The organism is Sphingomonas cavernae (assembly GCF_003590775.1).
Lineage (GTDB): Bacteria > Pseudomonadota > Alphaproteobacteria > Sphingomonadales > Sphingomonadaceae > Sphingobium_A > Sphingobium_A cavernae.
Genome location: NZ_QYUM01000004.1, coordinates 867,929 through 881,472 on the forward strand (window position 1 = coordinate 867,929; position 13,544 = coordinate 881,472).

The 13,544-nt window shown below is 64.8% G+C and carries 16 protein-coding genes; 5 read left to right on the plus strand and 11 right to left on the minus strand.

What is annotated here, in order from left to right; all coding sequences use genetic code 11:
* Positions 1-68 precede the first annotated feature (68 nt).
* From D3876_RS19405 to panB, 3 genes are all read right to left on the minus strand, one after another.
* Positions 69-1,442, minus strand: coding sequence for an outer membrane protein assembly factor BamB family protein (locus tag D3876_RS19405; protein WP_119765305.1), 1,374 nt, complete (start codon positions 1,440-1,442; stop codon positions 69-71).
* The gene (locus tag D3876_RS19410; protein ID WP_119765307.1) at positions 1,439-2,140 is read right to left on the minus strand and encodes a tetratricopeptide repeat protein; all 702 of its coding nucleotides are present in this window, start codon (positions 2,138-2,140) and stop codon (positions 1,439-1,441) included. Before D3876_RS19410 ends, D3876_RS19405 begins: the two co-directional genes overlap by 4 nt.
* 120 nt (positions 2,141-2,260) lie before the next feature.
* Entirely contained in the window at positions 2,261-3,121 is an 861-nt protein-coding gene (panB, locus tag D3876_RS19415; protein WP_119765309.1) for a 3-methyl-2-oxobutanoate hydroxymethyltransferase, read from the minus strand.
* On the opposite strand from panB, the gene D3876_RS20555 reads away from it, so the two are divergent.
* Positions 3,120-3,272, plus strand: coding sequence for a hypothetical protein (locus D3876_RS20555; protein ID WP_182912078.1), 153 nt, complete (start codon positions 3,120-3,122; stop codon positions 3,270-3,272). The genes panB and D3876_RS20555 overlap by 2 nt on opposite strands.
* Before the next feature lie 99 nt (positions 3,273-3,371).
* Positions 3,372-4,388 carry a phosphatase PAP2 family protein gene (locus tag D3876_RS19420; protein ID WP_119765311.1) on the plus strand — a complete coding sequence of 339 codons (1,017 nt, stop codon included), beginning with the start codon at positions 3,372-3,374 and terminating at the stop codon, positions 4,386-4,388.
* Here D3876_RS19420 and D3876_RS19425 read toward each other — a convergent pair.
* The 3 genes from D3876_RS19425 to D3876_RS19440 all read right to left on the minus strand — a co-directional run bounded on the left by D3876_RS19425 (position 4,348) and on the right by D3876_RS19440 (position 6,492).
* Positions 4,348-5,325 carry a glycerophosphodiester phosphodiesterase gene (locus D3876_RS19425; RefSeq protein ID WP_119765313.1) on the minus strand — a complete coding sequence of 326 codons (978 nt, stop codon included), beginning with the start codon at positions 5,323-5,325 and terminating at the stop codon, positions 4,348-4,350. The two genes, D3876_RS19420 and D3876_RS19425, sit on opposite strands and share 41 nt — an antisense overlap.
* 548 nt (positions 5,326-5,873) lie before the next feature.
* Positions 5,874-6,221, minus strand: a complete 348-nt coding sequence (locus tag D3876_RS19435; RefSeq protein ID WP_119765317.1) for an ArsC family reductase — start codon at positions 6,219-6,221, stop codon at positions 5,874-5,876.
* A gap of 31 nt (positions 6,222-6,252) precedes the next feature.
* On the minus strand, positions 6,253-6,492 hold the full coding sequence (locus D3876_RS19440; protein WP_119765319.1) for a hypothetical protein: 240 nt from the start codon (positions 6,490-6,492) through the stop codon (positions 6,253-6,255).
* 134 nt (positions 6,493-6,626) lie between these two features.
* On the opposite strand from D3876_RS19440, the gene D3876_RS19445 reads away from it, so the two are divergent.
* Both D3876_RS19445 and D3876_RS19450 read left to right on the plus strand, forming a co-directional pair.
* Positions 6,627-6,998 carry an ArsR/SmtB family transcription factor gene (locus tag D3876_RS19445; RefSeq protein ID WP_119765321.1) on the plus strand — a complete coding sequence of 124 codons (372 nt, stop codon included), beginning with the start codon at positions 6,627-6,629 and terminating at the stop codon, positions 6,996-6,998.
* A complete protein-coding gene (locus D3876_RS19450) occupies positions 6,995-7,486 on the plus strand; it encodes an SRPBCC family protein (RefSeq protein WP_119765323.1) in 492 nt (163 codons plus the stop codon). The genes D3876_RS19445 and D3876_RS19450 overlap by 4 nt, the downstream gene beginning before the upstream one ends.
* 44 nt (positions 7,487-7,530) lie before the next feature.
* On the opposite strand, the gene D3876_RS19455 is transcribed toward D3876_RS19450, so the two are convergent.
* The 4 genes from D3876_RS19455 to D3876_RS19470 form a co-directional block, all read right to left on the minus strand.
* Positions 7,531-7,914 (minus strand): RidA family protein, encoded by a 384-nt coding sequence (locus D3876_RS19455; RefSeq protein ID WP_119765325.1) that lies wholly within the window; start codon positions 7,912-7,914, stop codon positions 7,531-7,533.
* Positions 7,915-8,035: 121 nt separating this feature from the next.
* The gene (gene guaA, locus D3876_RS19460; protein ID WP_119765749.1) at positions 8,036-9,595 is read right to left on the minus strand and encodes a glutamine-hydrolyzing GMP synthase; all 1,560 of its coding nucleotides are present in this window, start codon (positions 9,593-9,595) and stop codon (positions 8,036-8,038) included.
* Positions 9,596-9,902: 307 nt separating this feature from the next.
* Positions 9,903-10,343, minus strand: coding sequence for a hypothetical protein (locus D3876_RS19465; RefSeq protein ID WP_119765327.1), 441 nt, complete (start codon positions 10,341-10,343; stop codon positions 9,903-9,905).
* Between the two features lie 160 nt (positions 10,344-10,503).
* Complete coding sequence (locus D3876_RS19470) at positions 10,504-11,040, minus strand: hypothetical protein (RefSeq protein WP_147417693.1); 537 nt, start codon at positions 11,038-11,040, stop codon at positions 10,504-10,506.
* Between the two features lie 215 nt (positions 11,041-11,255).
* Here D3876_RS19470 and D3876_RS19475 point away from each other — a divergent pair, with 215 nt between their 5' ends.
* On the plus strand, positions 11,256-12,752 hold the full coding sequence (locus D3876_RS19475) for an arylsulfatase (protein ID WP_119765751.1): 1,497 nt from the start codon (positions 11,256-11,258) through the stop codon (positions 12,750-12,752).
* A 400-nt stretch (positions 12,753-13,152) separates the two neighbouring features.
* On the opposite strand, the gene D3876_RS19480 is transcribed toward D3876_RS19475, so the two are convergent.
* Positions 13,153-13,407 carry a hypothetical protein gene (locus tag D3876_RS19480; protein ID WP_119765331.1) on the minus strand — a complete coding sequence of 85 codons (255 nt, stop codon included), beginning with the start codon at positions 13,405-13,407 and terminating at the stop codon, positions 13,153-13,155.
* Positions 13,408-13,544 lie beyond the last annotated feature (137 nt).

The following is a 13,544-nucleotide window of genomic DNA, read 5'->3' on the forward strand; positions in this document are numbered from 1 at the left end:
GGGCGGATCGTCCTCTCGATTCAACCAAATTGTCGCGATGCCTGCGCCCGGATCGGCGCGGGCTCGCTTCAGCGGAAGGCGGTCAGCCGGCCACTGTCATCGAGAATGTAGAGCGTGTTGTTGGCGACCACGGGGGGCAGATCGACCGCCGCCTTCAGCTCACGCTGGTTCCCGATCGCGCCGTCGGTGGGCGAAACCTCGGCGAGGACGCCCTGATTGTTCACCAGCACCAGCCGGTCGCCCGCGAGCACGGGCCCCTGCCAGCTAATCGGTCCCGTCTTCTTTTTCTCGTTCTCGTAGCGCGCGAGTTGCGTCATCCAGCGCACCTTGCCGCTGACGCGCGACAGGCAGAGCAGCTTTGCCTCGTCGGTCACCACGAACACCCATTCGCCCGATACCCAGGGGGTAGCGATACCCGCGACGTTGATTTCCCAGAGGCGCTGGCCGGTCACCAGCTCGAGCGATACCATGCGGCCGCCCTGCCCGACCGCGAAGACGCGGCCCTGATCGATCACGGGATCGGCGTCGATGTCGCTCAGGATGCCGACCTGTGTCGAGATGCTCGTGCGTGCAAGCGCATCCTGCCACACTTCCTGACCGTTCTCGTAGCGATAGGCGCTGAGCTCGCCCGACGAATAGCCCGCGACGACCGTGCCCTGCGCCACCGCAGGGCTGGCGACGCCAAAGACGCCCGCGGTCTCGAGCGTGCCCGAACGCGTCCATTCCAGATTGCCGTCGCTCATGCGCATCGCGAAGATCTGGTTGTCCTGGCTCATCACATAGACATTGCCGTTTCCAACGCCCGGCGCGCCGCGCAGCGGGCCGCCAGGACGCTTTTTCCAGAGCTGTGCTCCGGTCTGGGCGTTGAATGCCGCGACGTCGCCGATGCCGTTGGTGGCATAGAGCGTGCCGCCGTCATAGCTCACGCCGCCGCCGAAGAGCAGCCCGACATCGCCCGTCAGCTCGCCCGTCCACCAGCTCCGGCCGCCAGCGACATCCTTTGCGTCGCCGATCTGGACGGTCCACACTTCCGCGCCCGACTGCGCGTCATAGGCGTGCAGTTTCGCACGGCTGTCGACCGCATAGACACGGCCCTCGGCGACGACGGGCGCGGATGCGAGGCGCTCATATTTGCTGCTGCCCGCCATGTTTGCGGTCCAGGCGGGCGAAAGCGATGCGCCCAGCGCCAGATGCCCCATCGACTTGGAGGCACTGCCCCCCGGCTGGGTCCATTCGGCGTTGGCCGCGGCGGCGGGCAGGACAACCGCGACTTCAGCGAGCGCAGGATCAACCTCGACGCTGGTCTCGGCGGTCAGCACCGGAACGCGCTTGCCCACGGTTGGTGTCTTGGGCTTGTTGTCGCCGCCGCCCCCGAGGATGCTGCAGCCGCCAAGCAGGATTGCGGCAGCCGCAACCAGAACTCCATTCCTCACCAAGGTCATTCCTTCTTTTCCCCACGCGGCTCAACGACCGCATCAACCCCCAATACGCCCGCCATCTGGACCGCGCGTGAACGGATCGATTCCGGAACGCTTTCATCCTTCGCAATTGCGGCGAAAAGCGGGCCGGCGAGGTCGGGCTTGTTCATGTTGAGATAGGCGACAGCGGCCATCTCGCCGGCGCTGCCGAACCACGGCCCGCCTTCGACCGCCAGCGGCTTCAGGCGTGCGACCACGTCCTGCGGCTTCAGGCTGTCATATTCGGCGGCGGTCTGACGAACCAGCGCAAGATCGCGAAACGGCTTGGCGACGCTCTGGTCCTCGGCAACAGCCTTGTAACCCGCGACTGCGGCCTTGGTGTCGCCCGCCTGCAGCTTCATGCTGGCGAGCGTCAGCCTGGCGGTGGTGCGATAGCCGTCATTCTTGCTTTCGATCAGCGGTTTCAGCCGCGCCTCGACGCCTTGCTGGCGGCCCGCCTCGAGGTCGTCGAGGATCTGGACCAGCGCCTCGCCCTCGGCTTCGGCCTTCTTGGTCTGCTCATGGCTCCACCACAGCCAGCCGCCAAAGGCGGCAAGCGCGATGACGACCGCGACGATCGCGGCCTTGCCCCAGCGCCTGGCCGCGCGCGCAACCTGGTCGCGGCGCAGCTCTTCATCCACTTCGCGCAGGAATGCTTCATTGGTCGGGGGCGTCGATGCCAACTTTTATTCTCCGGATATGCAAATTGGCGCGGACCCTAGAGCATGATCGGAAAAGTGAAAACGGTTTTCCGCCAATCATGCGTCAACGGGCCTTCGCGCGGGCTCAGAAACGAAAGCGTCTCAATCTTTCGGCTGATAGGTCTGCTCCACGCCCGGAAATGTGCGCGCGCGCACTTCCTCAGAATAGCGTGTCGCCGCGTCCTCGATCCGCGTCGCCAGATCGTCATAGCGCTTCACGAAGCGCGCCGTGCGCTCGAACATGCCGAGCATATCGTCGATCACGAGCACCTGGCCGTCGCACTTCGCCGACGCACCGATTCCGATCACCGGGCACGACACCTCGGCGGTCACCGCCTGCGCGAGCGGCTCGAGCACGCCTTCGACCACCATCGAGAAAGCGCCCGCATCGGCGATCGCGCGTGCATCCGCGATGATCTTGGCGTGTTCGGCATTGGTGCGGCCGCGCGCACCATAGCCGCCCAGCGCGTTCACCGCCTGCGGGGTCAGGCCGATATGGCCGACCACCGGAATTCCGCGCGACGACAGGAAATCGACGGTGGGCGCCATCGCCTCGCCGCCCTCGAGCTTGACCGCGGCCGCACCCGTTTCGGCGAGCACGCGCGATGCTGCGCGAAAAGCGTCCTCGGGGCTCGCCTCATAGCTGCCAAAGGGCATGTCGACCACGACCACCGAATGATAGCTGCCGCGCACGACCGCCGCGCCATGTGCGATCATCATCTCGAGCGTCACGGGCAAGGTCGAGGGCAGGCCATAGATCACCTGCCCCAGGCTGTCGCCCACCAGCAGCATGTCGCAGTGCCGGTCGAGAAGTTGCGCCATGCGCGCCGTATAGGCGGTGAGCATGACGATCGGATCCTTGCCCTTGCGCGCCTGGATCTGCGGCACGGTCATGCGCTTCATCGGCGCAGGAGTCGGATGCGCGCGGCTGGTGGAGGTGTCGAGTGTATAGGTCGTGGACATGGCCGCCTCTTTAGCCGCTCAATCCCATATCCGCCAGACCGCCGGCACATCGGTCAATATCGCACTCGGCACCATCCTTACCGCGATGGAGTGGGGCCGCATGACGGCGGGCGACCATATCCGCCCTTGCCCGCGCGCCAGCCTTTGCTAAATCGCGTTGGGCACCGCGCGGTAGGGCTGCGCCGGGTCGAACGAAGGCAAGTCATTGGCAGGGCGGAATGGGGCAAGGGCGAGGCTGAACATCGCGCGCATGGTCCTCGATGTGCCGGCGCATCAGCGCCGGAGCATGGGGCGGCTGCTGGGCCTGATCGGCGCTGCTGGCATCCTTCTGCTCATCCTTACACCCGCGGGCTATGCGGATTTCTTCCTCTTCCTCGCCTTCTATATTCTGCTGTCGGCAGGTGCTGCACTCTGCATCGGCTTCACCAGCCACCGTTTCCGCCTGAAACGTGGTCCGGTCGACGTCGAACCTTTCGACTATGCGCCCTGGCTCGGCGTTGCCGCACTCGTCACGGGGACGACGATCACCTCGTTCCTGATGTTCAAGCAGTTCGTAATGCCCCCGCGCGGCTTTCCGCTCGATCCCGCGCTCGCGGCTTTCGATCGCTGGCTGTTCCTCGGCCGCGATCCGTGGATGGTCACGCACAGCCTGATCGGCGGCTGGCAGGCCGCCAAGCTGCTCGACATCTTTTACACGCAGTGCTGGTTCATCCTGATGTATTGTTTCCCGGCGATCGCGATCGCGCTGGCCAAAAGCTACGAGATCCGCCTGCGGCTCGTCAGTTGCTGGCTGGCGTCCTGGATCCTCATCGGCAGCGTCGCGGCGTGGATCCTCGGATCGGCGGGCCCGTGCTACTACAATGCACTGGTTGGCCCCGATGCCAATTTCGCGCTGCTCAACCAGCGGCTTGCAGAACTGGGGCGCAGCGCCGAGGCGGCGGGGGTCACGATCCACACGCTCGGCTATCAGCCGCAACTTCTCTCCACCTTCCTCAATCCGCGGCTGGAGGCGGTGGGCGGCATCTCGGCGATGCCCTCGATGCACGTCGCGATGGCCGCGCTGTTCGCGATCGGCGGCTTTCAGATCCGCCGCTGGCTCGGCTGGGTGATGACGGGCTTTGCCATCGCCATCTGGATCGGATCGATCCATTTCGGATGGCATTACGCAAGCGACGGCGTGGTCGGCGCGGCGATGATGGTCGCGCTGTGGAAGGCGACCGCGCTGCTCACTCGAGCGCGGCCAGCGCCTCGCCCGGATTATCGCTGAACAGGCCGTCGACGCCGAGGTCCACGAACAACCGGATTTCCGCGGCCAGATCGCCATGCGCGCGCGGATTGATCCCTCTGCGCATGTCGGCTGGCAGGAAGTAATTCTCGGCGCGAAAGGTCCAGGCATGGACCTTGAGCCCCGCGGCGTGCGCGTCCGCCACGAAGCGCGTCGGCGTCCCGCGCCGGCCGAGCTTTGACACGGGCACGATCAGCGCCTTGGCCGCGCCCACGCCATCGGCATAGGCCGCCACCGCTTTCAGCCCCTCCGCCGTCGCCATCGCGGCGAATTGCGGCTCGCTCCCGAGCAACTGGATCAGCCGCAGCTTCGTCAGCCCGCGCAGCACGCGCAGGTTAGCGGCCTCGAACGACTGGATGAACACCGGGTCGTCGGCGGTACGATAACCGTTGCTCTCCAGCATCGCGACCAGCGGCGCCTCCATCGCCAGTCCCAGCCCCTGAAAATAGCCGGGATGCTTGGTCTCCGGATAGATGCCGATCCTCCGCCCCGTCACTGCCTCCCGCGTGCGGACGAGGTCGATGATCTCCTGAAAGGTCGGAATTTCGAACTGTCCATCATAAGCAGTGTTCTGCGGGCGCAACTGCGGCAGCCGTTCCCGCGCGCGTAGCGTCTTGAGTTCGGCAAGCGTGAAATCCTCGGTGAACCAGCCGGTCACCCGCTCGCCGTCGATTGTCTTTACGGTCTTTCGCGCCTTGAATTTGGGGCGGTCGGCAACATCGGTCGTGCCCGAAATCTCGTTCTCGTGCCGCGCGACGAGCACGCCGTCGCGCGTCATTACCAGATCGGGCTCGATATAGTCCGCACCCAGCTCGATCGCGCGCGTATAGGAGGCAAGCGTATGTTCGGGCCGCTCCCCGCTCGCGCCGCGATGCGCGATGACGATGGGGCGGGCGGCGGGCTCGGTGGAAACGGGCATGGCGGCGCCCAACGTAGCGACCCATATGGCAAGCGCCAGTCCCGGCTTTGGCAAATCGGCTCTCCTCGGTGACCGCCTAAAGGCCGCGTGTTGCACCTTGATGGCAAGCGCGATTTGGCGGCCTCCGCGCTTGGGCTACCCCGTCGCCATGGTTCCCGCTGCGATGCTCTTCGCGTTCGGCGTGCATCTGAACGGTGGAGGGCCGGTCAGCGCGCTGGAGCGATGGTGCCATTCGATGGTCACTGGATAGAGATGCAGGCCTCCGGGGCGCGAAGGGCGCAACCCCAAGCGACGTTTGCTTTCGACCAAAAGAAGACCTTCTCCCTCAAGGGAGAAGGATACGGAGCCTTGCTGCGCGTGAGCGCAACTAGGCGGAGTTGGATGAGGGGGTGGAAGCTTGGGAGTCGTGCGTTGCCGTTGACTTACGCCCCCTCACCCAGCTCCGACTACGCGGCACAGCCGCCAAGTCTGCGCAACCCTCTCCCTTAAGGGAGAGGGGGTTCGAGACGTCTGCTTTCCACGCCATTCCAGACATCACCCGCTCCCGCTCAGCCCAGCGCAGCCTCATACTGATCAGGCTTGAAGCCCACTAGCCGCCGCTCGCCCAGATCCAGCACGGGCCGTTTGATCATCGAGGGTTGCGCCAGCATCAGTGCGATCGCCTTGTCGGCGTCGAGCCCCACGCGGTCCGCATCGGGCAGCTTTCGGAAGGTCGTGCCCGCGCGGTTGAGGATCGTCTCCCAGCCATGCTCCGACACCCAGCCGCGCAGCGCCGCCTCGTCAGCGCCCACAGCCTTGTAGTCGTGGAAGTCATAGGCGATTCCGCGATCCTCCAGCCACGTCCGTGCCTTCTTGATCGTGTCGCAATTCTTGATGCCGTACATGGTGATGCTCATGCGCGGTGTGTGACGCGCGCCCGTCGCGGGGTCAATCCTCGTCGAGGCGCACGAACTCGGCGACGACATGCCCGCCGCCGGGAAGCAGCTTGCCCCCTGCATGCTGATCGCACGCTGCCTCGGCCTCTTCGAGCGATGGATAGGTGCCGAGCGGAGCCCAGCCGAACAGCCGCTTGCGCTGGGCGATGTACCAGTCGGTATAGCCGCGCCCGCTGAGCAGTGCGGCGATCGCCGATTTGCGCTGATGGATGACGCGATAGCGGACCTTCATGCTCCCTTCCTAACCGCGCCTGCGACTTGAAACCAGCCGCGACATGCGCGCGCAGCCGGGCGGGAGCAGGAACCGACACGCCATCCAATACTTAGGTATTGACCTAAGTATTGGATGGCGCTAGCCCTGCCGCCATGTTTCCAGGGCTTTCGATTCCCGCGCCGCCGCCGCCCCCGCCGATGATCGACGGCATCTTTCGCGCGCTCGCCGACCCCACGCGGCGCGACGTGCTGGAACGGCTGAGCGCGAAACAGGCATCGGTCAGCGAGCTCGCCGCGCCCTACAAGATGGCGCTGCCCTCCTTCGTCGAGCATCTGAAGATACTCGAAACCTGCGGCCTCGTGCGCTCGCGCAAGGTCGGGCGCGTCCGCACCTACCGGCTCGAGCCCGACTGCATGAAGCTCGCCGAGGACTGGCTTGGTCGCCAGCGCACGCTCTGGGAACGCCGGCTCGACCGGCTCGACGACCATCTGTTGAAAATGAAGGAAGAGGAGAATCCTAAATGACGTTCCCCCTTGGTAAGCCCGATCCGAAACTGGACCTCGTTCTCGAGCGCGAGGTCGACGTGCCGCTGGAGCTCGTCTGGAAGGCATGGACCACGCCCGAGCACATTCGTCACTGGTTCGTGCCAAAGCCCTGGACGATCACCGCGTGCGAGATCGACCTGCGTCCCGGCGGCATATTCAGCACGACGATGCGTTCCCCCGAGGGCGATGAATTCCCCAATGTCGGCTGCTATCTTGAGGTCGTGCCGCATCAGCGGTTCATCTGGACCGACACGCTGCTTCCCGGTTTCCGCCCTTCGCCCAAGCCCTTCTTCACCGCGGCGCTGCAGCTTGAGCCGACCGCGACGGGCACGCGCTACACCGCGACCGCGATCCACGGCAATGAGGAGACGCGCAAGAGCCATGAGGAAATGGGCTTCCACGATGGCTGGGGCACCGTGCTCACGCAGCTCGTAGACTATATCAAGGCGGGCAACCTCGCGCGCTGATCCGGACGCCGCTGCGCGGCGAGGGCTGAGCGTGCCCCTTGCGCTCAGCCCCGTCGCAGCGCCGTGACCTCGATCTCCACCTTCATCTCGGGTGCGATCAGCCCGACGATCAGCCCCGTCGCGGCGGGCCGGATATCGCCAAAGGTCTCGGCGAAGACGGGCATGGCCTCGTTCCACCATTTCTGGTCGGTGGCGTAATAGACCACGCGCACAACGTCGGCCATTTCAAAGCCCGCCTCCGCGAGCGCGCCCCTGATCACGCGGAACGCGTTGCGCGCCTGTTCGGCGGCGCTGTCGGGCATGATCCGTGTGTCGGGATCATAGCCCGTGCAGCCCGAGACGAAGCAGAAATCGTCCTGCACCACCGCGCGCGAATAGCCGATCGTCGCCTCGAACGGCGATCCACTGGAAATCAGTCTGCGTGCCATGCGTGATCCTTTGTGAGATGCGGCGGCCTTCGCCCCAAGTTGAGTAAGAAAAGGAGCCGTCTCTCAGATGCCCCCTTTTCGAGTGAAGAAAGCATCCTGTCCCCCGGACAGGGTGATTTCTTCACTCCCATTCGATCGTGCCGGGCGGCTTTGAGGTATAGTCATAGACCACGCGGTTGATGCCCTTCACCTCGTTGACGATCCGCGTCGCCACGCGCGTCAGGAAGCTGGCGTCGAAGGGATAGACATCGGCGGTCATGCCGTCGGTCGAGGTCACCGCACGCAGCGCGCAGACGCTGTCATAGGTCCGCCCGTCGCCCATCACGCCTACGGTCTTGACGGGGAGCAGCACCGCAAAGGCCTGCCAGATCGCGTCATAGAGCCCAGCATTGCGGATCTCTTCCAGATAGATCGCGTCAGCCTTGCGCAATATGTCGCACTTGTCCTTGCTGACCTCGCCCGGAATACGGATCGCAAGCCCAGGCCCCGGGAACGGGTGCCGGCCAACGAACACCTCCGGCAGCCCAAGCTCGCGACCGAGCGCGCGGACCTCGTCCTTGAACAGCTCGCGCAAGGGTTCGACGAGCTTCATGTTCATCCGCTCGGGCAGCCCGCCGACATTATGGTGGCTCTTGATCGTCACGCTCGGCCCGCCGGTGAACGACACCGATTCGATCACGTCGGGGTAGAGTGTGCCCTGCGCCAGGAATTCGGCGCCGCCGATCTTGCGCGCCTCTTCCTCGAACACGTCGATGAAGGTCTTGCCGATGAACTTGCGCTTCTTTTCGGGGTCGGTCTCGCCCTTGAGCCCCGACAGGAACAGCGTCTCCGCATTCACGTGAACGAGCGGGATATTATAAGCCCCACGGAACAGGCTCACCACCTGATCGGCCTCGCCCGAGCGCATCAGGCCGTGGTCGACGAACACGCAGGTCAATTGCTCGCCGATCGCCTCATGGATAAGCACCGCCGCGACCGCGCTGTCGACGCCGCCCGACAGCCCGCAGATCACCTTGCCCTTGCCCACTTGCGCGCGGATCTCGGCGATCTTGGTCTCGCGGAACTCGGCCATCGTCCAGTCGCCCTTGAGCCCGCAGACATGGCGTGCGAAATTGGCGATCAGTTTCGCACCATCGGGGGTGTGGACGACCTCGGGGTGGAACTGCACGCCATAAAAGCGCCGCGCCTCGTCGGCCGTCGCCGCAAAGGGCGCGCCGTCCGATTGCGCGATCGTGCGGAACCCCGGCGCGGGTTGCGTCACGCGGTCGCCATGGCTCATCCACACCTGATGCGTCTCGCCCTCGGCCCACAGCCCGTCGAAGATCGTCGAACGCTCGGCGATATCGATGAAGGCGCGGCCGAATTCGGCATGGTCGTGCGCCTCCACCTTGCCGCCAAGCTGTTCCATCATCGTCTGCTGGCCGTAGCAGATGCCAAGGATGGGGATGCCCGCCTCGAAGAAATGCTGTGGCGCGCGCGGGCTCTCTATGTCGGTGACCGATGCCGGCCCGCCCGACAGGATGATGCCGCTGGGCTTCATCCGCTCGAATGCCTCGGCGGCGGCGTTGAATGGCGCAATCTCGCTATAGACCCCCGCCTCGCGCACGCGCCGGGCGATCAATTGCGTCACCTGGCTGCCGAAATCGACGATGAGGATGGAGTCCTGCGGCTGTATGGTCATCGAGTCGCCTGAAATGTCTGAAATGAGGAGGTGCGCGCCGGTTAAAGCGCGCGCGCGCGCCTGTCCAGTTTTGCGGCGCATCAGGTGGCGCGAGCCATCCGGGGCGAGCTGGAGAGAAAGGTGCCGCCGGCCTTGCAAGGGCAGCAAGATGGCCGGCGGCTAAGGTATCGAGAAAACTCGAACAGGACGGGGAGAGGGAGCCGCCTGTGCAACCTTTAAAGCATAAATGATAATGCCTCGCAAGAGCGATTAAAGATGGGGGAGCCTGCAATCATTCCTGACGATGCGTCATATCTGCGCGGCCTTCTCAACCCGCTTCAGATCCGTCGTCCAGACGCATGCTCTCCACCCGGCCCTTGCGCGCGAAACAGGTGAACAACGTCTCGTCGCGGAACAGGCCCAAAACGCCGCGCCCGGTTTCAACGACGCCCTCGACCTCCCAGCCGCCGCCTGTCTCACGCACCTGCCCGATCGCGTTGACCCGGCCGCGCTGCCCGCCAACCGTCGCTTCGCGCTCGGCGGCGAGCGCGCAAAGATCGACTGCCGCGTCCTCGGCGCTGGAAGGCGCCGCCTCTGCGGCCTCCTCATCGCCGAACCCGACCTCCACCTCGTCCGAAGGCAAGGTCTGTTCGCTCCCGTCCTCATTCTGGAGACGCTGGGGCGGATCAAAGGCCAGCGCCGGCATTGCCGGCACGAGCAGCAACGCTGCCACAACCGCAGATCCGCTGAGAACCTTGATACCCGACATAGACGCTACCCTTCCGAGACAATGGAGAAGCACCGGGCTATCGGGAGCGCACTTTCGCCGCAATGAACCGTTGGCATCCGCCGTACACGCGCGCAGGGTTCGGTCCGAATATCCTGTCGCTTCATCGCGCCGGCATGCGACTACCGCTGCCGGCGTCGGGTCAGCGTACAGCGACGCTGCTGTCGAACGTGATGTCCTCGACCTGGCCATGGCGTACCGCGCAGATGAAGCCCCGGCCGCCTGCGTAACGCGTGCGATAGCCGTCGCGCGTTTCGACGACCCCGGCTATCTCCCAGCCATCATCGGCGGGGTCGACCGTGGTGATCTCGCGAACCCGCGCATCGAGGCCGCCCTCGGACGCACGCGCCTCGGCAGCGCGCGCGCAAGTCTCGACGGCGACATCCTCGTCGTCGGTCGCGGGGCGCGATTGCGATTGATCTTCGGGATAGCGACTGTCGGGTGCAGGCCTGCGGTTTTTCGATGCCGCCGATGCGATCGCGGCAATCCCGCCAAGGATGATGATGCCCGCGATCACGTCGCCGGCGTCGACCCTGTCGCGGTGGCGCCAGCCGCCGCCATGCCCCCAGCCGCCATTGCCCCAGCCGCGATGCGGCCCGCGCGCGAGCGCGGGCGTCGTCGATGTGGCGAGCAACGCCGCGATCACGGCGCCTGCGGCAATCCTGTGCATCCTCGCCATGTCGCGCGTTCCTTCCCGCTCGGTGCCCATAGCAATGGGGCAATTTCGGTGATGCTAGACGAGCCGGTCTTACCGCGCGATGAACCGCGACCCGCCCGATCGCCCCTACGGAAAAGACCCGATGGCGCTCGCACCGTTCGGGACGCACAAAGGGGTGCGGCTATTGGCGCATGATTTCGGCTTCGCGCATCCGGCCGCCCCCACCGGAGGCGATCATGGCAGACAAACCGAACATCCTTTTCATCATGGGTGACGATATCGGCTGGTTCAATCCCAGTTGCTACAACAGCGGGATGATGGGCTATCGCACGCCCAATATCGACCGGATCGCAGAAGAAGGTGCGCGGTTCACCGACTGGTATGCGCAGCAGAGCTGCACCGCCGGCCGCGCCGCATTCCTCACCGGCCAGTCGCCGATCCGCACGGGCCTGACCAAGGTCGGCCTGCCGGGCGCCGATCTCGGGCTCGGGCCCGACGATCCGTGCATCGCGCAGGTGCTGAAAGCACAGGGCTATGCCACTGGCCAGTTCGGCAAGAACCATCTCGGCGACCGCGATGAGCATCTGCCGACGATGCACGGCTTCGACGAGTTCTTCGGCAATCTTTATCACCTCAATGCCGAGGAGGAGCCGGAGAACGAGGACTATCCCAAGGATCCGAAGTTCAAGGAGAAATTCGGCCCGCGCGGCGTGCTCAGGTGCAAGGCCGATGGCAAGGGCGGCCAGACGATCGAGAACACGGGGCCGATGGGCAGCAAGCGGATGGAGACGGTCGACGAGGAATTCCTCGCCGATGCCAAGGACTTCATCAAGCGCAAGCAGGGTGAGGGCACGCCCTGGTTCTGCTATTTCAACTCGACGCGCATGCACATTTTCACGCACCTCAAGGAGGCGTCGAAGGGCAAGACCGGCCTCGGCCTCTATCCCGACGGCATGGTCGAGCATGACGGCCATGTCGGCGAACTGCTGGCGCTGGTCGACGAGCTCGGCGTCAAGGACAACACGATCGTCGTCTACACGACCGACAATGGCGCCGAATGCTTCACCTGGCCCGATGGCGGCACAACGCCCTTCAAGGGCGAGAAGGCAACCAACTGGGAAGGCGGCTTCCGCGTGCCCTGCGTGATCCGCTGGCCCGGAACGATCAAGCCGGGCACGATCGTCAACGACATCTGCGCGCATGAGGATTTCCTGCCCACCCTCGGCGCGGCCGCGGGCGACAGCGATGTCGTCGACAGGGTGAAAAAGGGCGGAAAGATCGGCAACAAGAGCTTCAAGGTGCACCTTGACGGGTACAACCTTATCCCGTTCTTCAAGGGCGAGGAGAAGGAATCGCCACGCCAGGGCTTTGCCTATTGGAGCGACGACGGCGACCTGATGGCACTGCGCGTTCGCCACTGGAAGGTCACTTTCATGGCACAGAACACCGAGATCGGCCCGCATGCGCCGCTCGGCGTGTGGCAGGGTGCATTCACGCCGCTCCGCGCGCCACTCATGTACAATCTGCGATCGGATCCATTCGAGCGCGGCCCGGAAAGCATCTACTATGCGGACTTTGTGGCCCGCCGGATGTTCCTGATGGTGCCCGCGCAGGCGATCGTTGCCAAGCTGCTCGCAAGCTTCAAGGACTTCCCGCCGCGTGCCAAGGCGGCGAGTTTCACGGTGAGCGATGCGATGGACAAGATCGCGACCGCGAGCCCGAACCAGAACTGAAGCACATCACACTACCCGGCGTCGGCCCTGACGGGCCGGCGCGCGGGTGCCCAGATTGTGGCTTTTCGTGGTCAGGGCTTGAGCGGGAGCCTATGCCGGAAACGACTGTATGTCCGGAAAAATGGACTCCTGCTTTCGCTGGAGCACTGCACCCCGTTAAACGTACAATACGCTAGTTATCGGCAGCCAAGGCGCGGGTGGCAGGGCGTTTTCAACCGCAAGCGGCGATGGTGCCGACTGCTCAGCAGCAACGGATATGCAGGGGGTCCCGCAGCCGCGAATGGCAGCCTTGGGCGAGACGATGCGCGCTGATCGCAGGGCGCTTTCGTCCCACCGCGATCAGCGTCACCAGTATTAGCGTTTCAGTTGGCCGCGCTCCTCCGCGGCCGCTCCGATAAGCTCAGGGGCTTGCCGGCTCGTCATCGTCGTCGGTGATCAGGATAATCCCAACGACCACCGCGACTGCAGCAACCGCGATGAGTATCCAGCTCGCGCCCGCGATCTGGTTGGCGTCCTTGGTCGCGGCGCCCGAACGCTTGACATTATTGACGACAGACAATTTCGAGGCAGCCGATTGAGGTGCTGCAGCAATGGCGGGTGTCGCCGCCATCATCAGTGCAGCCGCCGCGGCAGCCATGGTTCCCAACTTCTTCATCGTTGATCCCCTTTCTTGGTGGGCGCATGTGCCCATAGCACAGAACCTCCGACCTTCGAAGCGGTTCCCGCACGTGTAAAATTTCGTTTCCCCGCGCGGGAACTTGGGGCGAAAACGTCTCATGGCCGGCGCGCGCC

Bases quoted from the DNA above. Each gene is read 5' to 3' on its own strand.
- D3876_RS19465 (WP_119765327.1), bottom strand. From the start codon at position 10,343: ATGTCGGGTATCAAGGTTCTCAGCGGATCTGCGGTTGTGGCAGCGTTG.
- D3876_RS19450 (WP_119765323.1), top strand. From the start codon at position 6,995: ATGACGTTCCCCCTTGGTAAGCCCGATCCGAAACTGGACCTCGTTCTC.
- D3876_RS19480 (WP_119765331.1), bottom strand. From the start codon at position 13,407: ATGAAGAAGTTGGGAACCATGGCTGCCGCGGCGGCTGCACTGATGATG.
- D3876_RS19470 (WP_147417693.1), bottom strand. From the start codon at position 11,040: ATGGCGAGGATGCACAGGATTGCCGCAGGCGCCGTGATCGCGGCGTTG.
- D3876_RS19440 (WP_119765319.1), bottom strand. From the start codon at position 6,492: ATGAAGGTCCGCTATCGCGTCATCCATCAGCGCAAATCGGCGATCGCC.
- D3876_RS20555 (WP_182912078.1), top strand. From the start codon at position 3,120: ATGGCCGCCTCTTTAGCCGCTCAATCCCATATCCGCCAGACCGCCGGC.
- D3876_RS19455 (WP_119765325.1), bottom strand. From the start codon at position 7,914: ATGGCACGCAGACTGATTTCCAGTGGATCGCCGTTCGAGGCGACGATC.
- D3876_RS19425 (WP_119765313.1), bottom strand. From the start codon at position 5,325: ATGCCCGTTTCCACCGAGCCCGCCGCCCGCCCCATCGTCATCGCGCAT.
- D3876_RS19420 (WP_119765311.1), top strand. From the start codon at position 3,372: ATGGTCCTCGATGTGCCGGCGCATCAGCGCCGGAGCATGGGGCGGCTG.
- panB (WP_119765309.1), bottom strand. From the start codon at position 3,121: ATGTCCACGACCTATACACTCGACACCTCCACCAGCCGCGCGCATCCG.
- guaA (WP_119765749.1), bottom strand. From the start codon at position 9,595: ATGACCATACAGCCGCAGGACTCCATCCTCATCGTCGATTTCGGCAGC.
- D3876_RS19435 (WP_119765317.1), bottom strand. From the start codon at position 6,221: ATGAGCATCACCATGTACGGCATCAAGAATTGCGACACGATCAAGAAG.
- D3876_RS19445 (WP_119765321.1), top strand. From the start codon at position 6,627: ATGTTTCCAGGGCTTTCGATTCCCGCGCCGCCGCCGCCCCCGCCGATG.
- D3876_RS19475 (WP_119765751.1), top strand. From the start codon at position 11,256: ATGGCAGACAAACCGAACATCCTTTTCATCATGGGTGACGATATCGGC.
- D3876_RS19405 (WP_119765305.1), bottom strand. From the start codon at position 1,442: ATGACCTTGGTGAGGAATGGAGTTCTGGTTGCGGCTGCCGCAATCCTG.